The sequence below is a fragment of the Mesorhizobium sp. Root157 genome (genome assembly GCF_001427385.1).
Taxonomy (GTDB): Bacteria; Pseudomonadota; Alphaproteobacteria; order Rhizobiales; family Rhizobiaceae; genus Mesorhizobium.
The window spans coordinates 103,279-126,048 of record NZ_LMGJ01000006.1; the positions used below are offsets into that span (position 1 = coordinate 103,279).

Genomic DNA, 22,770 nt, shown 5'->3' on the forward strand with positions numbered 1-22,770 from the left:
CAAGCCAGCGGGCCAGACTGGAGGTCAGGCGGCCCGCTATCGTTTATCGTGATTATTCGAGGTAGGTCGAAGGATCGACCGGCGCGGAATTCTTTCGGATTTCGAAGTGCAACTTCGGTGAGGCCGCATTGCCGCTCATTCCCGAAAGAGCAATTTCCTCGCCGCGCTTGACCTTCTGGCCGCGCGTCACAGAAAGTTCGCTGGCGTTGCCGTAGACGGTCACCAACCCGTTTTCGTGACGCACAAGCACGGTGTTGCCGAATTCCTTGAGGCCGTTGCCGGCATAGATGACGACGCCGTTTTCCGCTGCCTTGATCGGCGTGCCCTTGGGCACGGAGATGTCGATACCGTCGCCACCCTGATTACCGCCAAAGCCGGAGATCACCCGCCCCCGAACCGGCCAGCGCATCTTGCCGATACCGGTTGAATCCGGGGCCGTAGCAACGTCATCCTCGGCCTGCTCGATGACCTTGTCTGCCTTTTTCGGCGGCGTGTACGAGGTAAGTGTCTGCGTCTGCTGTGCGGCTGGCGGCGTCGACGCTGTCTTCACCGGATCGACTGCAGCCGGCTTTGCCGCAACAACGGTGGCTGGCCCCGCACTGCCTGCACCTGGAACGGTCAGCTTCTGGCCGACGCGGATCAACCCGTCTTGCAACCCGTTGGCCTGCTTCAGCGCCACGACGCCGACGCCGGTCTTTCGCGATATGGCCGAAAGCGTATCGCCCTGCTGCACCGTGTAGGTGCCTGGGGTCGACGCGGCAGCCACCTTCTTCAGGTTCGGATCGTTAGCAGTGGACGCATCCATCGGCGTTGCGGCCTTGCTATCCTTCAGCTTCGGCTGTTGCGGCAGCACTGCTACCGTCTGCGTCTGCTGTTTAGCGGGTGCAGGAGCCTTCTGATCCGCCAGCCGTGTGTCAGGCTGTGCCGACTTGAATGGCTTTTCGGCCGCAGACTGCCTGATAGTGCCAGTTGTCGTCCGATCGAGGCTGGGCGCTGAAGGTGCTGCGGCAACGCGAACCGGAGCGACAGCTACGGGAGACGCCTGTGCCGGCGGCGGGAGCGGCTGCGACGACACCGGCTGCAAGGCGGTGCGACCGACTGAACCCGAACCATAGCCACCGTTGGTCATCGGAGCAGGCTGGGCAGCCACGTCTCCAGGATAAGCCTGGGAATCCTGCCCGCTGAAAACTGGACGCTGGTCGGCGGTGGAGGCAGTCGTGATGCCATCCAGACCATCGGAGAAACGCGACACCTGCGAACTGCACCCGGATGACGCCGCAACAATGACGAAAATGGCGCAGCCTCGCGCCAGGTTGCGCCCACTAGCCTTCAAAATACTGAATTGCATCGCACTGACCCGCACAGACCCGGAACAAACTACGCCGGATTAAAGCGCGTTAATGTTACCGGTCGGTTAAGCCGTTAGATTCAGTCGAAAATTTTCTTAAATGTTCTGATCAGATGACGGCAGCGATGCCCGGCACAAGGGGCTGAAGCCGCACAATGCCGATATCTTCGCGCTCGAACCGGCTACCAACCTTGGTGAGTTTTGCCACCACCTGCTCGCCCTCTTCCGGTCCTATCGGCGCGATTACCACGCCACCGCTGGAAAGCTGGTCGAGCAAGAAACGCGGCAGGCTTTCAAAAGCAGCCCACACCACGATGCGGTCGAACGGTCCTTCGTTCGGCAGTCCGTTCGATCCGTCGGCATGGCGAACGATGACATTGGTAATGCCAAGCGCCTCGAAACGCTGGCGGGCTTGCTCGGCGAGCGTCTTGAAGCGCTCGACGGTCACGACGCGCGCCGCAAGCCGCGACAGCACGGCGGCCGTATATCCCGAGCCGGTGCCGATCTCCAGCACGCGGTGGCTGGGGTCCACAGCCATGGCGGCGATGATCGCGGTCTGGATGTCGGCTCCCTCGATCGCCTCTCCGCACTCGATCGGCACCATCCGATCGCTCCAGGCAATGTTGCCGAACTGCGCAGCCAGGAAACCACGACGCGGCGTCGCCTCAATGGCAGCGATAAGCGCCTTTGGAACGGTACCCTTGCCACGCAGGCGCAAAAGAAAGGCGGCAAACCCCTCGCGTTCATCAACAATCATGCAAGAGCCTTGGTCAGTTGATCCCGGATTTCGTATGCGGTGAGGTCGAGTTGTAGCGGCGTCACTGAAATCAGCCTGTTGTGCATGGCGTGAATGTCGGTTCCCACCTTGCCTTCTTGCTGTTCGCGCCCGAAACGCAACCAGTAGTACGGCAAACCCCTGCCGTCGCGGCGCTCGTCGATCCACAGGCTGTGGATCATTTTGCCTTGCGAAGTGATAACAGTGCCTTCCACGCCTTCCGGCGTGCAGTTCGGGAAATTGACGTTGAGCAGCACGCCGTTCGGCAGCGGAGCGGCAATGAGTTTCTTCAGCAGGGCTGGCGCCAACGCCTCCGCCGTCTCGTAAGGAACGATCCTGTCTTCGCCGGCATAGCTGTAGGCCTGGCTGAGCGCTATCGAGCGGATACCGAGCAAGGCCCCTTCCATGGCTCCGGCGACGGTGCCCGAATAGGTTACGTCGTCGGCGATGTTGGCGCCCGAATTGATGCCCGACAGAATCAGATCCGGCAGGTTGGGCAAGATCTTGCGTGCGCCCATGATGACGCAATCGGTCGGCGTGCCGCGTACAGCGAAATGCTTATCTCCGATTTGCCTCAACCGCAGCGGGTCGGAAATCGAAAGCGAATGCGCATAGCCGGATTGGTCGGTCTCCGGTGCGACCACCCACACGTCATCCGACAACGTTCGCGCGATGCGCTCCAGCGACTCCAGGCCTTCCGCGTGAATGCCGTCGTCATTGGTCAGCAGAATGCGCATCATCTCGCTTCGATCTTCTCAAGGTCGCCCATGTAGGGCCGCAACGCGTCCGGAATGGTGATGCTGCCATCCTCATTCTGATAGTTCTCCATGACAGCGATAAGAGCGCGGCCAACGGCAACGCCCGAACCGTTCAGCGTATGGACGAACAGATTGCCCTTGCCATCCTTGTCCTTGTAACGGGCATTCATGCGCCGCGCCTGGAAATCGCCGCAGACGGAGCAGGACGAGATTTCGCGATAGGTGTTCTGGCCGGGCAGCCAAACCTCGATGTCGTAGGTCTTGCGCGCACCAAAACCCATGTCGCCAGTACATAGCGTCACGGTGCGGAACGGCAGGCCGAGCCGCTTCAGGACTTCCTCGGCGCAACCCACCATGCGCTCATGTTCGGCAATCGAACTCTCGGCATCGGTGATCGATACAAGTTCGACCTTGTAGAACTGGTGCTGGCGCAACATGCCGCGCGTATCGCGGCCGGCTGAACCCGCTTCAGAGCGGAAGCACGGCGTGAGTGCCGTCAACCTTAGCGGCAGCTTGTCGTGCCCGGTGATCTCCTCGCGCACAAGGTTCGTCAACGGCACCTCGGCGGTGGGGATCAGTCCCAACCTGCCCTCACCGTGAGGCACGAAGAAAAGATCCTCCTCGAACTTCGGCAACTGTCCGGTGCCATACAGCACCTCGTCGCGCACCATCAGTGGCGGCTGCACTTCCGTATAGCCGTGTTCCGTCGTGTGCAGGTCGAGCATGAACTGGCCAAGGGCCCGCTCAAGCCTCGCCAACTGCCCCTTGAGCACCGTGAAGCGCGAGCCGGCGAGCTTGGCCGCCCGCTCGAAATCCATCATGCCGAGTGTTTCGCCGATCTCGAAATGCTCCCGCACCCAGTTTGGCCGCGGACCGACCTTGCCGACCTTGCGGGTTTCGACATTGTCATGCTCGTCCTTGCCGAGGGGAACATCCTCCAGCGGCACGTTCGGGAGGACGGCCAATGTGTCGTTGAGGTCCTTGTCCAGCCGACGCTCTTCGGCTTCGCCATCCTGGATCAGCGTCTTGATCTCGCTGACCTCCGCCTTCAACCTGTCGGCCAAAGCGGCATCCTTGGCAGCCATCGCCTTGCCGATTTCCTTCGAGGCGGCGTTGCGGCGCTCCTGTGCCTGCTGCAATTCCAGGACATGCGCCCGGCGCGCCTCATCCTTGGCAACGAGAGCTTCAACCGTCGATTGCGCATCGGCATCGGACCACGAGCGCTTCTTCAACGCATCGGCAAGGGCCTTGGGGTTCTCGCGAATCCACTTGATGTCAAGCATGGTCGGACAAATCCTAACTAAAGCGCAAAGGGCGTAGACCGCATCCAAAGGCGATGCAAGGCACGGCAAAGCGGTGCGTTGCATTTTTCAACGAATGCACGGGATTGGACCAGTGCGGTTCTTGCCCCGACGAGCAAATAGGACGAATCTAGCATCACCGACAGGGCACAAATGCGATCCGCCATGCTTCGTGGCCAACCGGAGCATGCTTACAGCGGCAAATCGGGGGAATCGGCAGCAACATGAATATCGGCGAAGCGTGATGAGCGAGATCATACTGCACAATTACTATCGGTCGTCGACATCGTACCGGGTGCGCATCGCGCTGGAAATGAAAGGCCTGCAATATCGCTACGTGCCGCACCATCTGCGTCACGGGGGACATCTTGAACCGGCCTATCTGTCAGTCAATCCTCAGGGACTGGTCCCAGCACTGATCTGGAACGATGGCACGCTGCTGGTGCAGTCGCTGGCGATCATTGAATTCCTCGACGAAGTGGTGCCGGAGCCTGCACTTCTGCCAAAGGATGCTAGCGGCCGCGCACGCGTCAGGATGCTGGCGCAAATGATCGCGTGCGATATCCATCCGGTAAACAATCTGCGCGTTCTGACCAGCCTGCGCACCGTGTTCAATGCTGGTGATCAAGACGTCATCAACTGGTTCCGCCACTGGGTGAACGAAGGCTTCCAGCCACTTGAAAAAATACTCTCTTCATCGCAAGAAACCGGAAAGTTCTGCCACGGCGAGACGCCCGGCCTGGCTGACATTTGCCTGGCCGCACAGGTGGTGAACAATGCCCGCTTCAAGGTGGATATGAGCCCTTATCCGACCATCAATCGAATTCATGCCGCCTGTATAGCTCTGCCTGCCTTCGAGAAAGCAGCGCCGCAAAACCAGATCGACGCTGAATAGCCGCAGCGAAATCCGGTCAGGCAACGGCCTTCTTGCGTCGCTCGTAGAACATAACCAGCGTTTCCGCGATCAAAGCGGGCTTTTCTTCGCCTTCGATCTCGATCGAATTGGAGAATTTCATCAGATACTGGCCCGGCCCCTTATCTTCTACCGATAGCAGCGTGGCATGCAGGCGCACCAGCGAGCCAACCCTGACCGGGGCAAGAAATCGAACCTTGTCGAGGCCATAATTGAAGGCGGCGCGCGTATTCTCCGGGATGACGCCCATATCCTGGCAAAGCGCGCCGACAATGGAGAGCGTGAGGTAACCGTGCGCAATGGTCACACGCAACGGGCTTTCCCGCCGCGCCCGCTCCGGGTCGGTGTGCAGCCATTGATGATCACCGGTGCAATCGGCGAACTGATCGATGCGCGACTGATCGACTACCGTCCACCCCGACGCACCCAACTTCTGTCCGACCATAGCCTTGAGTTCATCAAAGGTCGGTGGTTTCCCAGTCATGCAAATTTTCCGTAAATCTCAAGGCAGTCACAGCGCCGCAATGGTCGGCACTTTAATACACACCTACACTGGGCGGAAGAAACCGAACCGCTACTTCGATTTATCATAGCCTTGCCGAATTTCCTGAAGAGCGTCCTTGATTCGCCCGCGCAGGATATCGACCGATTCGGTTCCCGATTTCTTGACCAAATCGGCAACCTCGCTGGCATTCTTTACGGCGGTCTCGAAAGATTTGCGGGCAAACTCGGTTTGCTTGGCCACAACGTCCTGCGCACTGCCCGGCACCTTGTAGTTCTGCGCCATGTCGGTGATTTCGCTGAGCGTTTCCTGCAGCATCTCCCGCTGCCGGGCAAACAGGGACGACGCTCCGGCAGCCGATGCCTTGGCTGACTGCTCCAGCGCTTCCAGGTTCTTGCGATGATGGTCAAGGATGGCATCGACGTCGACGCCCGGCATCTTAAGGTCACGCCCGAACTTGGTGAACATATCCAGGAACGATTGGGGGTTGTCTTGCTGGGCCATGAACGTACCTCCGATGAACGGCCGGGCGCGGCGTCACGTAACAGAACATAGACCACACGGCCGCATGGTCAATTGGCGGCAAAAAGATGTTCGAGAGAGTACAGAACCAATCCGGCCATGCCGCCGATGATCATGCCATTGAAGCGGATGTATTGGAGATCCCTGCCGATGTTCAGTTCAATCAGCCTGGTGAGTTGAGCAAGGTCCCAACGCTTCACCTGATCGGCGACAAAGCTCGAAACACCACTCTTCTGGTTTTCTATGAAAGATGCCAGCGCAACGACGAACCCTGCGTTCATGTCGGCCCTTATCTGTGGATCGCGGGCCAGATGGCGACCGACATCGACGAACATGTTGGCGAGATGGGAGTGAACCGCGCCGCTCCGGCTCTTGGCGTCCTGTTCGATGAAGGCGCGCAGGCTTCCCCACATGGTCACGGCAAGATCACGTATTTCCGGGCGCGCCAGCAGGTCCTGCTTCAGCCTCTCTGCCCGCCTTGCGTAGTCCTTCGAAGTCTTCAGCCGTTCGATCAAACGACGAGCGAAGTGGTCGAACTCCTCCCTTAGCGGGTGGTGCTCGTCAGCGTTGACTTCCTCAAGAAGGGAACCGGCCGAAGCGACAATCTTCTTCAAGAGATAGGCGTCTGCACGAAACAGGTTGAAGACCGTCGGCAGTTCGTCGTGGATTTTCTCACGCATGACCTCCAGCGCCCGCTCGTCATTGAGAAACTTGGCCACGGCACGGATGAATTCATCGAACAGTTTCTGGTGACCGCGATCGTCGGTGAACGCTGAAAGCAAATCCGCCGCAAGTGGTGCCACCTGCACTTTTTCGAGTTCATCCAGCATACGCTTGCTTGCAAACTCGCGAAGGCCCGACTGCTCGATGGCCGAGAGCATTTGCGGCACCAGCCTGCCCACGAAGCGCGACAGGCCGGCAGAGCGCCGCTCGTCCACCAGCCAGTCGGCCACAAGTGCGGCAAAGTCCACTTCCTTGAGCTTTTCGCGTACTGGACCGGGCGTTAGAAAGTTAACTTCTATGAAGCGGCCAAGGTTGTCCGCTATCCGGGCCTGGTTGGCCGGAATAATCGCCGTATGCGGGATCGGCAGCCCAAGCGGCCGCTTGAACAGCGCCACGACCGCGTACCAGTCGGCTAGGCCACCGATGGTGGCTGCTTCGGCAAATGCTGCCACAAGACGCATGCAGGGAAAGCGCCCTTCGAGCGATTTCGCAACAGCGAAAACGGCGACGCAGAGGACCAATACACCTGTGGCGATGAACTTCGTGCGGCGCAAGGCCGCCGGTTTGGCAACGGCGTCCGTGGTCGCATCGGGGCCGGCAACAGCAGCACTATTTGAACCCGACATCGGCATCTCACTTCTCCGACTCCACCGATACCGAGCCTACCACCGCCTTGCCGGAAGCCGCGAGCCCTCTCCATCTCGTCCGCGAAGGGTGGCAAGTTCCCCGTCGCTTCTGTAGTTGTTGCACCCCGACAACGAAGCAGAGGATCCGCGATGCCTAACAAGAACATCGACCACGCCTTTACTGCCCGCACCAAGATGGGCGCAGCCTCGGAGCCAACCTATGCCGGAGCGCTGTCCTTCATGCGGCGCAAGTACACCAAGGATACCAGGGGCGCGGACGCCGTGGTCTGGGGCATTCCGTTCGATGCTGCCGTCACCAACCGTCCTGGCGCCCGCTTCGGGCCGCAAGCGATTCGCCGCGCGTCGGCCATTCTGGATAACGACCCGCAATATCCTTTCTCACGCGATCTGTTCGAAAACCTCGCCGTGGTGGACTACGGCGACTGCCTGCTGGACAGCGGCAATCACAACAAGACACCGGCCACTATCGAGCGCGAAGCAGCCAAGATCCTGAAATCCGGCGCCTTCCTGCTCACCTTGGGCGGCGACCACTTCATCACCTGGCCGCTGCTCAAGGCGCATGCCGCCATCCACGGCCCTCTCGCCATGGTGCAGTTCGATGCCCATCAGGACACGTGGCCTGATGACGGCAAGCGCATCGACCACGGCTCGTTTGTCGGCCGCGCCGTAAAGGAAGGCATCATCGATCCAGATCGTTCGATCCAGATCGGCATCCGCACCCATGCACCGGAAACGTTCGGCATCAAGATCCTGCACGGACACGAAATCGAAGAGATGCGCGCTGCAGATATCGCCTATGCGATCGTGGAGCGCACCGGCGGTCGAAAGACGTACTTAACTTTCGACATCGACTGCCTTGATCCTGCCTTTGCACCGGGGACGGGTACGCCGGTCGCGGGCGGGCCGTCTTCAGCCAAGATTCTTTCGACCCTGCGGCAACTGGCCCAGATCGATATTGTCGGCGCGGACATCGTAGAGGTTGCGCCCGCTTACGATCACGCCGATATAACTGCCATCGCCGGTTCCATGGTGGCGATGCACTATCTTGGGCTTCTTGCCGAACGCAAGGCACGAATTCAGGAGGGCGCAAACAACATCAACCAAGGCCAAGGCATCTAGGCTGAAGGCGGTATTCAAGCGGAACGACGGAAAATGAAACCGAAAATCTTCATCGACGGCGAACATGGCACGACCGGGCTCCAGATCAGGACGCTGCTGGCCGAGCGCCAGGACCTCGATATCATTTCGGTTCCGGTTGAACGCCGCAAGGAAAAGGCCGCGCGAGCCGAATTCCTCAATGCCGCCGACATCGCGATTTTGTGCCTGCCGGACGACGCCGCGCGTGAAAGCGTGTCGCTCATCGAAAACGACACTACGCGCGTGATCGATGCCTCGACGGCGCATCGCGTGGCCGAGGGCTGGGAATACGGTTTCGCCGAGATGGACAAGGATCAGCCAGCCAGGATCGCTTCAGCGAAGCGGTTGGCCAATCCAGGTTGCTGGCCGCAAGGCCCGATTGCGACACTGAGGCCTTTGGTCTCCGGCGGACTTTTGCCGGCGGATTTCCCGATCACTATCAACGGTATCACCGGTTATTCCGGCGGCGGCCGTACCATGATCGAAGATTATGTTGCCAAGGGCGAAAGCGCTTCCGAATTCCTGCCTTATGGTCTCACGCTCGAGCACAAGCATGTGCCCGAAATCAAAACCTATGCAGGTCTTTCGCACGATCCGATCATGCAGCCGGCCGTTGGCAATTTTGCGCAAGGCATGGTTACCGTCGTGCCATTGCAGCTTGGCGCGCTTGACTACGTGCCGACGGGAGCCGACCTGCACGCAGCAATCGCCGACCACTTTGCCGCCATTGATGGCGGCGTGGTCGAAGTAGCACCCTTCCAGCAACTTGAGCGCGCGCCTGACATCGATCCGGAACGCTATAACGGCACCAACCGCATGAAGGTCCATGTGTTCGCCAACGACAACCGGGCGCAGGCGCTTTTGATTGCCGTCTACGACAATCTCGGCAAGGGCGCGTCGGGTGCAGCGGTGCAGAATCTCGACCTGATGCTTGGCCTCAAACATTGAGGGAACCGCCGACTTTTCCACGTCAGTGGGAAATCGCGAGCGCCGATCTGCTGGACGAGACCTTCAGCAGCCTGATCTGGAAAGTAGCACGCGACGACGGCTCTATTGCCGTCGTCAAGGACGTGAAGCTGTTCGACGACATGCAAGACGAGTTGCGCGGTGCGCATCTGCTTGCGTGGCGACGCGGCAACGGCTTGGTGCGCCTTCTGGGCCAAGACGGCAATCGCATGCTTCTCGAATTTGCCGGTGAACGCCATCTTTCCGAGAACCTCGACGAGCAAAGCGACATTGTGGCGACCGACATCGCGGCGGACATCATGCAACGGCTTCATGCGTCGAGCGAAGATGCGCCTCCGGCCGCCCTGCAGCCGCTCGCCGAACGGTTTTCCAGTCTGTTTGCAAAGGCGGGACAAGACCGCTTAGCGGAAGATTCGGCGCCCTATGTCGAGGCTGTCACAGTTGCGCAGCGCCTTTTGGACGCCCCCTGCGGCGCGCTCCCTCTTCACGGCGACCTCCACCACGACAACATCCTGTTCGGACCGCGCGGCTGGCTAGCCATCGATCCCAAGGGCGTGCTTGGCGATCCAGGCTTCGACGCCGCGAACTTGTTCTACAATCCGCTGGATCGCGACGATCTCTGCCTTGCGCCTGAACGCATTGCCGGCATGGCCGAGACATTCTCGCGCACGATGAAGCAGGACCCTCGCCGCTTGCTCGACTACGCTTTCGCCTATGGATGCCTGTCCGCGGCGTGGCATCGTGAGGACGGCAACATTCGCGACGAAAACCGCGAGCTGGCCGTTGCCGCCGCCATCAGGCAGGTCAGGCGCGGCTTCTGAGCCCGCTCTCTCCCGGCAGAGGATATGCCCCCTTCATGCCACGCCAATGCGCAGCCGCAAAGCCCAACACCACCAGCGCAAAGCCTTGATGCGTCAGCGCCAGATGCAGCGGCACCTGCATAACCAGCGTCGAAATGCCGATGGCGGCCTGTGCCAGGATCAGCACGAACAACAGAGCCGCGCGCCGCGCGTGCGTCGTGCCCGGCAAGCGCAGGCGCGTGGATATCGCATGCCAAAGCGCCACGGCGAACAAAGTGTAGGCCCCTACCCGGTGGATGAACTGAACCGTCTTCGGGCTCTCGAAGAAGTTGCGCCAAACCGGCTCGATGAGAAGCAGGTCGTCAGGAACGATCTTGCCGTCCATCAAGGGCCATGTCGTGTAGCTCAGACCGGCGTGAAGGCCGGCGACCAGCCCGCCGAGATAGATTTGGACCAGCGCCAACAACAACAGGACGCCCGCAACACGTTGTGTCGTGTGGTCGGCGGCTGGCTCCGAGTGGGGCGCCAAGCCACGCGCCACCACCATTGTGGCAGCAAAAATCAGTGACGCGATCGTCAAATGGATTGCCAACCGGTACTGGCTTACCGAAACACGCTCGACAAGGCCGGAAGCCACCATCCACCAGCCGATGGCGCCTTGCAGCCCGCCCAGCGCCAATATGCCGACGAGCTTCGGCGCAAGACCTCGTTCGATGCGGCGCGTCGCCCAAAAGAAGATCAGCGGCAGCGCAAACACAAAGCCCACTCCCCGCGCGAGCAGGCGATGCGCCCACTCCCACCAGAAGATCGACTTGAACGCATCAACCGTCATGCTCTGGTTGATTTGGCTGAATTGCGGGATTTGCTGGTATTTCAGGAATTCTTCCTGCCAATCGGCATCGTTGAGCGGCGGGATAACGCCATGGATAGGCTTCCATTCCGTGATCGACAGGCCGGACCCGGTCATTCGCGTTGCACCACCGACGAGGATCAGTGTGAACAGCACCAGCAGGATCGCATATAGCCAGCCTCGGATCAGCGCGCGAGCGCGCAGGTCGTGATCCCTGCCCGCGACGGGCGATATGCGATCAGCGCCGACAACCATACCATTCTCCAACGGCTCGAAGCGCGGATTGGTGTACCATGGCGCTCTCCATGGCAAGTCCGGGTGGCGCGGCACGCAGTCGCGCCGGGCGCGACAGGTTGCCTAACCTCCCGTCACACTTTAATCGGGACTGGCAACCGAGACGCTTATATGCCCATTCGACTGAAGAAACTCATCGGAACCGTCCTTCTGGTCACCCTCGTAGTCCTGTATGCGTTGGTTGCCACGATCGTGGCCGTGGCGCAGCTTTCGCAGTCCGGTCCAATAGCTCATCTTCTATTCTTTCTGATCAGCGGCCTGCTCTGGATTCTTCCGGCCATGGTGATCATCAAGTGGATGCTCACGGAGCCAAGGCAAAAAAGCTAGTCCTTGCCCTAGCCCGCGGTTGAATTTGCAATTCTGTCGGCATCATCCTTTCATTTATCTTTTTCCCATAGGGTTGCCACGAAAGCCGACACTGGCAAACAGGCGCTGGCGCTATGGCCCACGGGCTGACGGATGATTGATGTTGCCTCGTCAATGGCGAGGTTGGACGAACCGACGCAGACTGCGATGAAGGCAGCCTCATCGGTGGCGCGCATGACTGCGTCGGCGCAACCCGTATCCATGAATGCCATGGCCGGCTATGAAGAATTGTGCCGGACGGCGATCTTCGGTCCGGCTCAAAGTGCGTTATGGGTTTCCAATTGGGTTTCCGAATGCAAGCCCGACGCCATCATCGCCACCCTGTATGCTGATAATGGCGCCATCCTCGCACTGCCGTTGGAGGTCGTATCTATCGGCCCTTTCCGGGTTGCGCAATTCATGGGTGGGCGGCATGCCAACGGCAATTTCCCCGCAACTGCCCTTGAATGGCTGCCGAACGCGACGCCTCGATCCCTGATCCCTCTCCTGGATGCAATTTCGAGAAGCCGGTCCGACATTGACGTTGTAACCTTGGACCGCCTGCTCCCCGAACTGGATCGCAAGCTCAATCCTCTCCTTGCTTTTCCAAGCTTCAACAGCCCGAATGTTTCGCTGGCGGGGAACCTCTCCGGCGGCTTCGACGCAACGCTGGAACGCTTCAACGGCAACAGCAAACGTCGGAAATATCGCTCACAGAGCCGCAAATTCGATGCTGCAGGACCTTATCGCAGGATCGAAGCGAAAACGCCCGACGAGACGCGCGCCTTGCTGGATGCATTCTTCGCCATGAAGGAAGCGCGTTTCAGGAAGGCCGGTATTGCGAATGTTTTCGCCGACGCCCGGGTGCGCGCATTCTTCTATCGCCTTTTCGCCAGCGCATTGACGCAGCCTGTGCCGCGTTTCATGCTGCATGGATTGGAGGTAGCCGGAAAATTCCGGGCGATTACCGGCTCAAGTCGCTGCGAAAACCGTCTCATATGCGAATTCGGGTCGATCGCCGACGACGATCTTGCCTCTGTGAGCCCCGGCGGGTTCCTGTTCTTCGAGAACATTCGGGAAGCATGCGAGCAAGGCTTTGCAATATATGACTTTTCCGTCGGTGACGAACCTTACAAGCGCCAATGGTGCGACATTGAAATCCAGCACGCGGAGGTTCTTCTCCCGCTGACCTTGAAAGGGCACGCCTTCGCATTCGGCCTTCAACTGAACGCCAAGTTTAAAGCCTATGTCAAAAGCAGACCGGCCATCTGGAACCTGATGAAATTGGTGCGCCGAAAAATGTCGAGCCGCGATGCGAAACCGGCGAAAGAAACCGATTGAGGTCAGAATGACCGCAAGTCAGGCCAGCGCGACCACATCAGCCGAGAAACGCAGTTCCCTCAAGGGCTTCACGACATCCGTCGTCGCGGCATAGATCGGGTCGGCCTTGAAAGCGCTCAAAGCCGCTTCGTCATCGAATTCAGCATAGACGACGATATCGATGTCATTGCTGAACAGGTCGACCTTGCGGTTGACGGTCACCTCGAAATGGCGGGAGTGAGGAATGCGGCCGAGTTCCATCAAACCGGAGCGCACGGTTTCGATATCGACGGCGGGCTTCACGCTGAAGAACACGATGTGCCGTATCAACTCGGTCTCCTGGTGGACAAGGCAACGGCCGGTCGGGTGAATCGAAAGCCGGGATTCGAATGACGGGCGTTTTGGTCCAGACCCATTGTGGCGTCAACCGGCAGGATGTCGCGCCGCCAGCCCGGCGCTTCAGGCCGGTTGGATCAGCCCGTGACCATTCGTACCACGTTCTTCACGCTTCTGACCGAATAGTCGAGATAGCGGCCATCATTGTAGAGGCCGTCCCATATGATCAGAAAAGCCAGGCTGACGATAACAATAACGTAGCGCATGGCTTTGGTTAGCGCATATCGCGGCAGACGGCCATAGCTGCCTTGCAACTGCCGAAAAATTACACATAGGCGCCATGGCTGAGGCAAAAAAAGCAAACAAGGTGACCGATCAATATCGTCAAACGACACACATTGCGCCACTATGAGCCTAATGTAGATCAGCATGGCAACGGAGAATGGGTATGAGCGGCAGCGACGATCCGGCGGCTTTGACGGACTGGGCGGAAATCCGCCAGTGGCGCAAGGCGGAGCGCGAACGCCTTATCGCGGCCCGCCTTGCTGTTTCCGCCGACACCCGTTCGGAGATGTCTGCAAATATTGCCGAAGGCCTCGACCGCATGATCGGCGATCCTGCCGGGCGGATGGTCAGTATCTACTGGCCGTTTCGAGGCGAGCCCGATCTCCGGCCATGGATGGAAAGTATCAACGCGCGCGGCGGGCGAACCTCGCTGCCTATCGTCGTAGACAAGGGCCAGCCTCTTGTTTTCAAGGCATACAAGTCCGGAGACCGCCTGGAAAAGGGCGTTTGGAACATTCCGATCCCTGCCGAGGGCGAGTCGGTCTATCCCGACGTCGTCATCTCGCCGATCGTGGGGGTCGACCCCAGAAACTACCGGCTTGGCTACGGCGGAGGCTTTTTCGACCGCACACTGGCAGCAATGCCGTTCAAACCTCTTGTGATCGGCATAGGCTACGAGTTGCAGCGCATCCCGACCATATATCCGCAGGAACACGATATCCCGATGGACCGCATTGTGACGGAGGCCTCAGCTTGAGCCTTCACATCTCGGTCAGGCCAGGTCCGGCTTCAAGCCGAGGGCGGTGCGATCGATGATCTCGCGCAGGGCGAAGGAAGAATTGATCTTGGTGACGTGCGGCATCGCCGACAGCCATTCCTTGTGGATGCGTTCGTAGTCGGCGAGATCCTTGGCGGCAATGCGAAGAATATAGTCATATTCGCCCGACATGAGGTAGCATGAAAGCACGTTGGGGCAGCGCTTGATTGCAGCCTCGAAGTCCGACAGGGTCTTCTCGAATTGGCCTGAAAGCGATATGTGCACGATCACGGTCGTCTGGTGTCCCAGCGCGGCGTTGGAAAGTTGGGCGTGGTAGCCTCTGATCGTGCCCGACCGCTCCAGATTGTCGAGCCGTCTGGAGCAGGCGGATTGAGACAATCCCACTTTCTCCGCCAAGGCCGCATTGGGCATGCGACCGTCCTTCTGCAAAGTATCAAGAATAGCGATATCAATCCTATCAAGCGCCATTCTTCGTGAATCCTACGATCAATCAGCCATTTTCGACAAGCATTATCGAACATAAGCCGCCTCAGCAAGCGCCTTCGCAAATACATGCGAAGCGTTTCATGAAAGACTGCTCATATTGCAGGAATGATTGAATGGCTTGAAAGAGGACAACTCATGCGCGTCGGATGCCCCAAGGAAATCAAGAATCATGAGTACCGCGTCGGCCTGACCCCTGGCTCAGTTCGGGAATATGTCGCCCATGGACACGAGGTGCTGATCGAGACCGGCGCCGGCAATGGCATCGGCGCCGACGACAATGCTTATCGCGCCGCCGGTGCTGCCATTGCCGCTTCAGCCTCGGACGTATTTGCCAAATCCGACATGATCGTCAAGGTCAAGGAACCGCAACCTAATGAGTGGGTGCAGTTGCGCGAGGACCAGATCCTCTACACCTACCTCCATCTGGCCCCGGATCCGGTGCAGACCAAAGGCTTGCTGGCTTCAGGCGTGACGGCAATCGCCTACGAGACAGTCACCGACGACCGCGGCGGTCTGCCGTTGCTGGCGCCGATGTCGGAAGTGGCTGGCCGCCTATCAATCCAGGCTGGCGCAACGGCCCTGCAAAAGGCCAATGGGGGACGCGGCGTTCTGTTGGGCGGCGTGCCTGGCGTCCCGCCCGGCAAGGTCACCGTCCTGGGTGGAGGCGTCGTTGGATTGCATGCCGCCAGAATGGCGGTTGGCCTATGTGCCGACGTTACGGTTATCGATCGGTCGATCCCACGCCTGCGGCAACTCGACGATCTGTTCGGCGGCCGCGTCCATACCCGATATTCGACGGTCGAGTCGCTGGAGGAGGAATGCTTTTCGGCCGATATAATTGTAGGCGCGGTCTTGATCCCAGGTGGCGCCGCTCCCAAACTCGTTACCCGTGAAATGCTGTCGGGCATCAAGAAAGGAGCGGTTCTTGTGGATGTGGCCATCGACCAGGGTGGCTGCTTTGAAACCTCGCATGCCACCACCCACGACTCCCCCACCTATGAGGTAGACGGCGTCATCCATTACTGCGTCGCCAACATGCCGGGCGCAGTACCGGTGACATCGGCGCACGCACTCAACAACGCAACGCTGCACTACGGCTTGCAGCTTGCCGATCATGGCCTAAAGGCATTGGTGGATAACGCGCACTTGCGCAATGGCTTGAACATCCACAAAGGCAGGATCACCAACAGGGCTGTGGCTGAAGCGCTTGGCTACGAAGTGGCAGAACCAAACGCGGTTCTGGCGGCCTGATGCGGGCGAGAGCCCATCAGGTGTCCGCGAGACCGTCTTGCGGACATTGGTCTAAACACCCAGCGATTTCAGTTTGCGGTGCAGTGCGGACCGCTCCATGCCGATGAACTCGGCGGTTCGGGAGATGTTGCCTCCGAACCGGTTGATCTGAGCGATGAGATAGTCCTTTTCGAACTGCTCGCGTGCTTCGCGTAGCGGCAGCGCCATTATGTGTTGGTCGGACTGGTTGGGCGTGCGCGGCATCACGTCACCAATTTCGGAAGGCAGCAGGTCGGCAGTGATCGGAGAATCAACGTCGTCGCCGCGAGCCAGGATCATCAGGCGTTCGACGTTGTTGCGCAGTTGACGCACATTGCCCGGCCAGTTGTGAGCCTGCAGGACCGCCATCGCGTCGTCGCCGATCCGTCGGGATTTCATCCCGGCCTGGCGCGCGATCTGCTTCATGAAATGATCGACCAGATAGGGGATGTCCTCACGCCGTTCAGCCAGTCCCGGAACCTTCACTGGCACGACAGCAAGGCGATGGTATAGGTCCTCGCGAAAGCGGCCGTCGGCGATCATCGCTTCGAGGTTCTGGGAGGTCGACGTGATGATGCGCACATCAACCTTGACGCGCTTGGTGCCCCCTACCCGCTCGAATTGCTGCTCGACCAGAACGCGCAGGATCTTGTTCTGCGTCTCTCGCGGCATATCCGCGACCTCGTCGACATAGAGAATACCGCGATGGGCCTCTTCGAGCGCGCCAACCTTGCGTTCGGTGCCGTTGGATTCGGTGCCGAAGAGTTCGATTTCCATTCGCTCGGGTGTAATCGTCGCCGCGCTCAGCGTCACGAACGGCCCACTCTTACGCGTCGACAGGGCATGTATTGCCCGCGCGGCCAGTTCCTTGCCGGAACCGGAAGGCCCAATAATCATGACGCGGCTGTTGGTTGGGGCGATGCGCTCGATCGTCTGGCGCAACTGGCTCATGGCTGACGACATGCCGATCAGATCGAATGTCTCTCCGCTACGCTGCTTGAGGTCCGAGACCTCGCGCTTGAGCTTCGACGTCTCGATCGCGCGTTCGGCAACAAGGATCAACCGATCCGCCTTGAAGGGCTTTTCGATGAAGTCATAGGCGCCTCTGCGAATGGCTGAGACGGCCGTCTCGATGTTGCCGTGGCCCGAAATCATGACGATTGGCAAGCTGGGGTGCATCGTCTTGATCTCGTCCAGCAGAGCCAGACCATCCAGACGCGACCCTTGCAACCAGATATCCAGGAAGATCAGCCGGGGGGCGCGATCGGCGATCGCCGCAAGCGCGCTGTCCGCGTCATGCGCGGTGCGTGTTTCGTGGCCTTCGTCGCTCAGGATGCCGGCGACCAGTTCGCGGATGTCTTCTTCGTCATCTACGATGAGAATATCAGACGCCATGGTCGATCTTTTCCGTTTCTTTTGAGGCTAGTGCACTGCTTTCGCCGGGTGCGGTCGGCGAGCCCGGCAGTATGATGCTGACCATCGCACCGCGCCCACCGTGGAACTCGGCGGGTGCATCATGAAGCTCCAGCCGGCCGCCGTGGTCTTCCACGATTTTCTTGACGATAGCGAGGCCAAGACCCGTTCCCTTGTCTCGTGTCGTCATATAGGGCTCCAGAAGACGTTGGCGATGTTCCCGCGGCAAACCTTTGCCGTTGTCGATGACATCGACACGAATCGCGTCATCTTCCCGCCCGGCGCGGATTTTGATGGCATTGGGCGCGCCGTCGCTCCGTTCAGTGCCTTCCATGGCCTCCGAAGCGTTCTTGATGATGTTTCCGAATGCCTGCGCGATCAACCGACTGTCGAACGTCCCTTTCAAGGGTTTGTCACCGAATGAACGCTCGAAGGTGATGTCGGGCCGGCTGACCTCTACGAGGAAAGAGGCTTCGCGCAGCGGCTCGCGCAAGTCGAGTTCCTTCATGTCCGGCTTGGGCATACGCGCGAACGAAGAGAACTCGTCGACCATACGGCCGATATCGCCGACCTGCCGGATAATCGTATCGGTGCACTGATCGAAGACCTCGCGATCCTCGGTGATCACCTTTCCATACCGGCGCTTGATCCGTTCGGCGGAAAGCTGGATAGGCGTCAGTGGGTTCTTGATCTCATGTGCAATGCGGCGCGCCACATCAGCCCAGGCAGACGAACGCTGCGCCTGAACCAGATCAGTTATGTCGTCTACCGTGACGACATAAGATTTCGCCGCCGCGTCACTGTCCTCCTCTTCCATTGTCACCTGGATATTGAAGGTGCGCTCGGCACCGAAACGATAAAACGTTACCTGCTCGCGGTAGGCCGACTTGTCGGACATGCGCCCGATCTCGAAAGCCCGCCCGACCAACGGCAGAAGCACGGAGAGGTTTTGCCCGATGGCTTTTTCGGCTGGAATGCCCAGCATCGTTTCGGCCGAGAGATTGACAATGGTGACGATGCCGTCAGCATCGACGCCAATGACACCAGCCGTCACACCCTCCAGCACGGCCTCGGAAAAACGCCGGCGCTCGTCGATCAGATCCTTGGCCGAAAGCAGCTCGTTGCGCTGCGATTTCAGCTCCATGAGCATGTTGTTGAAGGTGTCGCCGAGCGAAGCGACATCGCCGTCCGAAGGGCGCACAGGAACCGACACATCGAGATTGCCGGTGGCCACCTCATCTGCGGCGCCGATCAACTGACGGATCGGACGGACCAGCCTGTCAGCCACAGCGATACCGGTCCAGATGGCAGAGAGGATGATGATCAAAGTGAGCGACAGATAAGGCAGCGCAAACGCAAGCTGCGAGGGACGCCGGTTGGCCTCGAGACCTTTATATTCGTCGGTATTGGCCCGCACGATCTGGCGGGCCTTGATGACTTCGGGATCGACCAGCTTGATGGTGTAAAGGTAGAGCCCTTCGATCTCCCTCAGCTTGACGATCGCGCCCATGATGTTGCGCGTACGCGGCTCGATCAGGACCGGCTTTCCATCCGATGCCGTCTCGACCGCGCCGGAGGGAGGTTCCGGCATGGCGAAGTCGGTTTGGGTTACAGCGCTCACCACGAACGAACCGTCGGGCTTGACCAGCGCCGCGTGCGCAAGCCCTCTCCCGACCGTCTCCTTGTTCATGAGGTCGAGAAAGCCCGTTCGGTCAAGGCCATACAAGGTCCGGGCGTTGTCGAGATCATAGGCCATAGACAGCGTCGTGCCCTGCAGATTGCGGGCATTCTCCTGCACATAAGCATCGGCTATCGACAGCGACGAATTGATGATGGTCTTGGTGCGGATCTCGAACCAGCGGTCGAGACCGATGTTGAGCGTTACCGAAGCAACGACAGCGACCATGATAGCAGGGATGGCCGCAACCAAAACGAACATGGCCACGATGCGGACATGCAGGCGCGAGGCGGCCTTGCCGATGCGCCGCGCCATGACGATGCGGTGAATTTCCCGACCGATGATCGCGATCAGGACCAGAATGAAGGCGGCGTTGGCGCCAATCAATGTCAGCGTCGTTGTCGCGTCCGGCGCGATCGGAGTCACGCCGACGAGGATTGCGAACGACACCGCTGCAGTCAGCAGCGCGCCCAGAATGGCCAAGATTCCGGGCAGCGCGAGTAGCCGACGCGCTTCCCCGAAGCTGCTCTTACGAAAGCGAAGCCCGCTCAATGTGGGTACCTGAGTCGCCATTCCGCCAATTGAAACCATGGATTGAGTCACATGTATGCAACGCATTGTGGCGATTATGCAACAAAGACCGGCCTGGAATATGTTTTTGAGCGGCTTTTCACAACCTGGACCTAGGTCTGGCCCCTGAGATTGCCGCGAAACCGTCAGCCCATGTGAAGGCGTTTCAGCGCGCCGACTTGTAGATGTTGATTCCGAGGTCGCGGATCTTCTTGCGTAACGTATTTCGGTTGAGGCCAAGCAGGTCGGCTGCCTTGATCTGGTTACCGCGCGTGGCAGTCATCGCGGCAAGCACCAGCGGATACTCCACCTCCGTCAGCACCCTTTGGTAAAGGCCGGGAGGCGGCATATCACCGCCGAACGATGCGAAGTGACGTTGCAGGTAATGCTCCATCGCCTGCCCGATTGAGAGGGTTTCGGGAATGAGCGTGGCGGTAGCGGCTTCGCCCGGCAGGTCACCGGCATTGAGTTCCGCCTCGATGATCTCGATAGAAATCTCATCCTGCGAATAAAGGGCGGCAAGCCGGCGCACCAGATTTTCCAGTTCGCGTACGTTGCCGGGCCACGGGTAGCGCTTCATCAGTTCGACGCCGGCAGCCGAAATCTGCTTGGCCTGCAAGCCCTGGCTGGTGCCAACCTTGAAGAAGTGCCACACAAGGTCGGGTATATCCTCGGAGCGTTCGCGCAGCGGCGGCAATCGCAGCGGCACGACGTTGAGCCTGTAGAACAGGTCTTCGCGAAACAGGCCCTGGTTGATCAGCGTGCGCAGGTCCTTGTTCGTCGCCGCCACGATCCGAACATCGGTCCTGATCGGAGTCCGCCCGCCAACGGTCGTGTATTCACCCTGTTGCAGAACACGCAGCAGCCGCGTCTGCGCTTCCATCGGCATATCGCCGATCTCGTCAAGGAACAGTGTGCCGCCCTCGGCCTGCTCGAAGCGTCCGGTGGAACGGTTCTGAGCGCCGGTAAAGGCGCCCTTCTCATGGCCAAACAGTTCGGATTCGATCAGATCGCGCGGGATCGCCGCCATGTTGATGGCAACGAACGGCCCACCGCGCCGGCGGCCATATTCGTGCAGGGCACGCGCCACGAGTTCCTTGCCGGTACCGGATTCGCCGCTGATCATGACCGTCAGATCGGTCTGCATCATGCGCGCCAACATCCTGTAGATGTCCTGCATCGCGCCGGAACGGCCGACCAAAGGCATGTTCTCCGGCTGGTCATCCAGCCGTGGCTCGATCTTCGGCCGGCGCGGCTGCGACAGGCCGCGATTGACGATTGCCAGCAGTTCGGTGAGGTCGAACGGCTTGGGCAGATATTCATACGCGCCCGCCTCGGAGGCGCGGATCGCCGTCATGAAGGTGTTCTGTGCACTCATCACGACCACCGGCAATTCCGGGCGCGCCTTCTTGATGCGCGGAAGCATGTCGAAGGCATTCTCGTCCGGCATGACAACGTCGGTGATGACCAGATCGCCCTCTCCCGCTGCGATCCACCGCCACAAGGTCGCTGCATTCGAGGTCACGCGGACCTCATGGCCAACCCGCGACAAAGCCTGGTTCAGCACAGTGCGGATGGCGGCATCGTCGTCGGCAACGAGAATATGGCCAGGCGCGGTCATACTGCAATTCCTTCATTGCCTTCATCGAACCCGGCCGGAAGTTCCTTCCAGGCGGGCATAAGCACGCGGAAAGTGGTTCCACGCGGCGTGGTTTCGCATTCCACGATGCCGCCATGCTCGCCCACGATTTTGGCTACCAGCGCCAGACCGAGTCCGGAGCCATTCGGCTTTGTGGTTATGAATGGATCGAACAGGATCGGCAGGATGTCCTCGGAGACACCCGACCCGTTGTCGCGCACACAGAATTCCAGCGGCAGCGATACGCGGTCCTGCGTACCGGGCACCGACATGCGGATTCCGGGCCGGAACGCGGTCGATAGAGCGATCTCGCCCAGTGGATCGCTGCCAACCGCCTCGGCGGCATTCTTCACCAGATTGAGGAAGACCTGAATCAGTTGGTCGCGGTTGGCATAAACCGGAGGCAACGATGGATCATAGTCCTCGAAAATCTTGATCCTATTGGCAAAACCGTTCCTGGCGATGGCCTTCACGTGATCCAGTACGACGTGGATGTTGACCGGATAGCGGTCGATTGGCCGCTCATCCGAAAATACCTCCATGCGGTCGACCAAAGCGACGATGCGGTCGGTTTCGTCGGTGATCAGGCGTGTCAGCGCGCGGTCCTCGTCCGAGGCGGACTGTTCGAGCAGTTGCGCAGCACCACGTATGCCGGAAAGCGGATTCTTGATTTCGTGCGCCAGCATCGCCGCCAACCCCGTCACCGAGCGGGCGGCCCCGCGATGCGTCATCTGGCGGTCGATCTTGTCCGCCATCGAACGCTCCTGGAACATCACGACGACCGAACCCGGAAACTCCGGCACCGGCGCGACATAAAGGTCGACCATCTTTTCGATGCCGAGACGCGGCGATGAAACATCCACGCGATACTCGTTGACCGGCGCACGGCGCTCACGAACCTGATCGATGAGGGTGAGCAGCGGACTGCCGAACGGAATGAGCTTCGACAAGGTGTTGCGGGCAAGCATGGCCGCACTCGAGCGGAAGAAGTCTTCGGCATCGGCATTGGCAAACGAGATTAACCCATCCGGGTCGACCATGATCACCGGCCGGCGGATCGTGTTGAGCAGCACCTGCGCGGCATCTGTGGTGGCAGGAATTTGCGGTTGCGCCAT

23 protein-coding genes are annotated in these 22,770 nt (G+C 59.7%); 8 read left to right on the plus strand and 15 right to left on the minus strand.

The window, feature by feature from the left end:
• Nucleotides 1–52: 52 nt before the first annotated feature.
• The 4 genes from ASD64_RS06435 to serS form a co-directional block, all read right to left on the minus strand.
• Nucleotides 53–1,348: a peptidoglycan DD-metalloendopeptidase family protein gene (locus ASD64_RS06435; RefSeq protein ID WP_056102477.1), complete on the minus strand. Its 1,296-nt coding sequence runs from the start codon at nt 1,346–1,348 to the stop codon at nt 53–55.
• 109 nt (nt 1,349–1,457) lie between these two features.
• Complete coding sequence (locus tag ASD64_RS06440) at nt 1,458–2,105, minus strand: protein-L-isoaspartate(D-aspartate) O-methyltransferase (protein WP_056102478.1); 648 nt, start codon at nt 2,103–2,105, stop codon at nt 1,458–1,460.
• Complete coding sequence (gene surE, locus ASD64_RS06445) at nt 2,102–2,860, minus strand: 5'/3'-nucleotidase SurE (protein ID WP_056102625.1); 759 nt, start codon at nt 2,858–2,860, stop codon at nt 2,102–2,104. The genes ASD64_RS06440 and surE overlap by 4 nt, the downstream gene beginning before the upstream one ends.
• Nucleotides 2,860–4,164: a serine--tRNA ligase gene (serS, locus tag ASD64_RS06450; RefSeq protein WP_056102481.1), complete on the minus strand. Its 1,305-nt coding sequence runs from the start codon at nt 4,162–4,164 to the stop codon at nt 2,860–2,862. Before serS ends, surE begins: the two co-directional genes overlap by 1 nt.
• A 262-nt stretch (nt 4,165–4,426) precedes the next feature.
• Here serS and maiA point away from each other — a divergent pair, with 262 nt between their 5' ends.
• Complete coding sequence (gene maiA / locus ASD64_RS06455; protein WP_056102485.1) at nt 4,427–5,077, plus strand: maleylacetoacetate isomerase; 651 nt, start codon at nt 4,427–4,429, stop codon at nt 5,075–5,077.
• A 16-nt stretch (nt 5,078–5,093) separates the two neighbouring features.
• On the opposite strand, the gene ASD64_RS06460 is transcribed toward maiA, so the two are convergent.
• The 3 genes from ASD64_RS06460 to ASD64_RS06470 all read right to left on the minus strand — a co-directional run bounded on the left by ASD64_RS06460 (nt 5,094) and on the right by ASD64_RS06470 (nt 7,468).
• A complete protein-coding gene (locus tag ASD64_RS06460) occupies nt 5,094–5,579 on the minus strand; it encodes a MaoC family dehydratase (RefSeq protein WP_056102488.1) in 486 nt (161 codons plus the stop codon).
• 90 nt (nt 5,580–5,669) lie between these two features.
• Nucleotides 5,670–6,101 carry a phasin family protein gene (locus tag ASD64_RS06465; RefSeq protein WP_056102492.1) on the minus strand — a complete coding sequence of 144 codons (432 nt, stop codon included), beginning with the start codon at nt 6,099–6,101 and terminating at the stop codon, nt 5,670–5,672.
• Between the two features lie 68 nt (nt 6,102–6,169).
• On the minus strand, nt 6,170–7,468 hold the full coding sequence (locus ASD64_RS06470) for a DUF445 domain-containing protein (RefSeq protein WP_244480722.1): 1,299 nt from the start codon (nt 7,466–7,468) through the stop codon (nt 6,170–6,172).
• A gap of 150 nt (nt 7,469–7,618) precedes the next feature.
• Here ASD64_RS06470 and speB point away from each other — a divergent pair, with 150 nt between their 5' ends.
• From speB to ASD64_RS06485, 3 genes are read left to right on the plus strand one after another with little or no spacing between them, the layout of a single operon-like run.
• Nucleotides 7,619–8,608 carry an agmatinase gene (gene speB / locus ASD64_RS06475; RefSeq protein WP_056102496.1) on the plus strand — a complete coding sequence of 330 codons (990 nt, stop codon included), beginning with the start codon at nt 7,619–7,621 and terminating at the stop codon, nt 8,606–8,608.
• 33 nt (nt 8,609–8,641) lie between these two features.
• Nucleotides 8,642–9,574, plus strand: coding sequence for an N-acetyl-gamma-glutamyl-phosphate reductase (argC, locus tag ASD64_RS06480; RefSeq protein WP_056102498.1), 933 nt, complete (start codon nt 8,642–8,644; stop codon nt 9,572–9,574).
• Nucleotides 9,571–10,413 carry an aminoglycoside phosphotransferase family protein gene (locus ASD64_RS06485; protein ID WP_056102501.1) on the plus strand — a complete coding sequence of 281 codons (843 nt, stop codon included), beginning with the start codon at nt 9,571–9,573 and terminating at the stop codon, nt 10,411–10,413. The genes argC and ASD64_RS06485 overlap by 4 nt, the downstream gene beginning before the upstream one ends.
• Here the strand turns inward: ASD64_RS06485 and ASD64_RS06490 are convergent.
• Nucleotides 10,397–11,497: a COX15/CtaA family protein gene (locus tag ASD64_RS06490; protein ID WP_056102504.1), complete on the minus strand. Its 1,101-nt coding sequence runs from the start codon at nt 11,495–11,497 to the stop codon at nt 10,397–10,399. The two genes, ASD64_RS06485 and ASD64_RS06490, sit on opposite strands and share 17 nt — an antisense overlap.
• Nucleotides 11,498–11,647: 150 nt before the next feature.
• Here ASD64_RS06490 and ASD64_RS06495 point away from each other — a divergent pair, with 150 nt between their 5' ends.
• Together ASD64_RS06495 and ASD64_RS06500 are read left to right on the plus strand one after the other, a co-directional pair.
• On the plus strand, nt 11,648–11,863 hold the full coding sequence (locus ASD64_RS06495; protein WP_056102506.1) for a DUF2842 domain-containing protein: 216 nt from the start codon (nt 11,648–11,650) through the stop codon (nt 11,861–11,863).
• A 132-nt stretch (nt 11,864–11,995) separates the two neighbouring features.
• A complete protein-coding gene (locus ASD64_RS06500) occupies nt 11,996–13,222 on the plus strand; it encodes a GNAT family N-acetyltransferase (RefSeq protein WP_056102510.1) in 1,227 nt (408 codons plus the stop codon).
• A gap of 18 nt (nt 13,223–13,240) precedes the next feature.
• Here ASD64_RS06500 and ASD64_RS06505 read toward each other — a convergent pair whose 3' ends face one another.
• Together ASD64_RS06505 and ASD64_RS21795 are read right to left on the minus strand one after the other, a co-directional pair.
• Entirely contained in the window at nt 13,241–13,531 is a 291-nt protein-coding gene (locus tag ASD64_RS06505; protein WP_056102513.1) for a Dabb family protein, read from the minus strand.
• Between the two features lie 143 nt (nt 13,532–13,674).
• Nucleotides 13,675–13,803 carry a hypothetical protein gene (locus ASD64_RS21795; RefSeq protein ID WP_274533354.1) on the minus strand — a complete coding sequence of 43 codons (129 nt, stop codon included), beginning with the start codon at nt 13,801–13,803 and terminating at the stop codon, nt 13,675–13,677.
• Between the two features lie 182 nt (nt 13,804–13,985).
• Between ASD64_RS21795 and ASD64_RS06510 the strand changes: the two genes are divergently transcribed.
• Nucleotides 13,986–14,579 carry a 5-formyltetrahydrofolate cyclo-ligase gene (locus ASD64_RS06510; protein WP_244480723.1) on the plus strand — a complete coding sequence of 198 codons (594 nt, stop codon included), beginning with the start codon at nt 13,986–13,988 and terminating at the stop codon, nt 14,577–14,579.
• Between the two features lie 15 nt (nt 14,580–14,594).
• On the opposite strand, the gene ASD64_RS06515 is transcribed toward ASD64_RS06510, so the two are convergent.
• A complete protein-coding gene (locus ASD64_RS06515; protein ID WP_056102519.1) occupies nt 14,595–15,068 on the minus strand; it encodes an Lrp/AsnC family transcriptional regulator in 474 nt (157 codons plus the stop codon).
• A 153-nt stretch (nt 15,069–15,221) separates the two neighbouring features.
• On the opposite strand from ASD64_RS06515, the gene ald reads away from it, so the two are divergent.
• Nucleotides 15,222–16,337 (plus strand): alanine dehydrogenase, encoded by a 1,116-nt coding sequence (gene ald / locus ASD64_RS06520; RefSeq protein WP_056102628.1) that lies wholly within the window; start codon nt 15,222–15,224, stop codon nt 16,335–16,337.
• Between the two features lie 51 nt (nt 16,338–16,388).
• Here ald and ASD64_RS06525 read toward each other — a convergent pair whose 3' ends face one another.
• The 4 genes from ASD64_RS06525 to ASD64_RS06540 all read right to left on the minus strand — a co-directional run bounded on the left by ASD64_RS06525 (nt 16,389) and on the right by ASD64_RS06540 (nt 22,770).
• Entirely contained in the window at nt 16,389–17,750 is a 1,362-nt protein-coding gene (locus ASD64_RS06525; protein WP_056102521.1) for a sigma-54-dependent transcriptional regulator, read from the minus strand.
• Nucleotides 17,740–20,064, minus strand: coding sequence for an ATP-binding protein (locus ASD64_RS06530; protein ID WP_413813586.1), 2,325 nt, complete (start codon nt 20,062–20,064; stop codon nt 17,740–17,742). The genes ASD64_RS06525 and ASD64_RS06530 overlap by 11 nt, the downstream gene beginning before the upstream one ends.
• 118 nt (nt 20,065–20,182) lie before the next feature.
• Nucleotides 20,183–21,637: a nitrogen regulation protein NR(I) gene (gene ntrC, locus ASD64_RS06535; protein ID WP_056102528.1), complete on the minus strand. Its 1,455-nt coding sequence runs from the start codon at nt 21,635–21,637 to the stop codon at nt 20,183–20,185.
• On the minus strand, nt 21,634–22,770 hold the full coding sequence (locus ASD64_RS06540) for a two-component system sensor histidine kinase NtrB (protein WP_200957806.1): 1,137 nt from the start codon (nt 22,768–22,770) through the stop codon (nt 21,634–21,636). The genes ntrC and ASD64_RS06540 overlap by 4 nt, the downstream gene beginning before the upstream one ends.

Coding starts and splice junctions, on each gene's coding strand:
- ASD64_RS06435 (WP_056102477.1), bottom strand. CDS start 1,348: ATGCAATTCAGTATTTTGAAGGCTAGTGGGCGCAACCTGGCGCGAGGC.
- ASD64_RS06440 (WP_056102478.1), bottom strand. CDS start 2,105: ATGATTGTTGATGAACGCGAGGGGTTTGCCGCCTTTCTTTTGCGCCTG.
- surE (WP_056102625.1), bottom strand. CDS start 2,860: ATGCGCATTCTGCTGACCAATGACGACGGCATTCACGCGGAAGGCCTG.
- serS (WP_056102481.1), bottom strand. CDS start 4,164: ATGCTTGACATCAAGTGGATTCGCGAGAACCCCAAGGCCCTTGCCGAT.
- maiA (WP_056102485.1), top strand. CDS start 4,427: ATGAGCGAGATCATACTGCACAATTACTATCGGTCGTCGACATCGTAC.
- ASD64_RS06460 (WP_056102488.1), bottom strand. CDS start 5,579: ATGACTGGGAAACCACCGACCTTTGATGAACTCAAGGCTATGGTCGGA.
- ASD64_RS06465 (WP_056102492.1), bottom strand. CDS start 6,101: ATGGCCCAGCAAGACAACCCCCAATCGTTCCTGGATATGTTCACCAAG.
- ASD64_RS06470 (WP_244480722.1), bottom strand. CDS start 7,468: ATGTCGGGTTCAAATAGTGCTGCTGTTGCCGGCCCCGATGCGACCACG.
- speB (WP_056102496.1), top strand. CDS start 7,619: ATGCCTAACAAGAACATCGACCACGCCTTTACTGCCCGCACCAAGATG.
- argC (WP_056102498.1), top strand. CDS start 8,642: ATGAAACCGAAAATCTTCATCGACGGCGAACATGGCACGACCGGGCTC.
- ASD64_RS06490 (WP_056102504.1), bottom strand. CDS start 11,497: ATGGTTGTCGGCGCTGATCGCATATCGCCCGTCGCGGGCAGGGATCAC.
- ASD64_RS06495 (WP_056102506.1), top strand. CDS start 11,648: ATGCCCATTCGACTGAAGAAACTCATCGGAACCGTCCTTCTGGTCACC.
- ASD64_RS06500 (WP_056102510.1), top strand. CDS start 11,996: ATGATTGATGTTGCCTCGTCAATGGCGAGGTTGGACGAACCGACGCAG.
- ASD64_RS21795 (WP_274533354.1), bottom strand. CDS start 13,803: ATGCGCTACGTTATTGTTATCGTCAGCCTGGCTTTTCTGATCATATGG.
- ASD64_RS06510 (WP_244480723.1), top strand. CDS start 13,986: ATGAGCGGCAGCGACGATCCGGCGGCTTTGACGGACTGGGCGGAAATC.
- ASD64_RS06515 (WP_056102519.1), bottom strand. CDS start 15,068: ATGGCGCTTGATAGGATTGATATCGCTATTCTTGATACTTTGCAGAAG.
- ald (WP_056102628.1), top strand. CDS start 15,222: ATGCGCGTCGGATGCCCCAAGGAAATCAAGAATCATGAGTACCGCGTC.
- ASD64_RS06525 (WP_056102521.1), bottom strand. CDS start 17,750: ATGGCGTCTGATATTCTCATCGTAGATGACGAAGAAGACATCCGCGAA.
- ASD64_RS06530 (WP_413813586.1), bottom strand. CDS start 20,064: ATGCGTTGCATACATGTGACTCAATCCATGGTTTCAATTGGCGGAATG.
- ntrC (WP_056102528.1), bottom strand. CDS start 21,637: ATGACCGCGCCTGGCCATATTCTCGTTGCCGACGACGATGCCGCCATC.
- ASD64_RS06540 (WP_200957806.1), bottom strand. CDS start 22,770: ATGGCGCAACCGCAAATTCCTGCCACCACAGATGCCGCGCAGGTGCTG.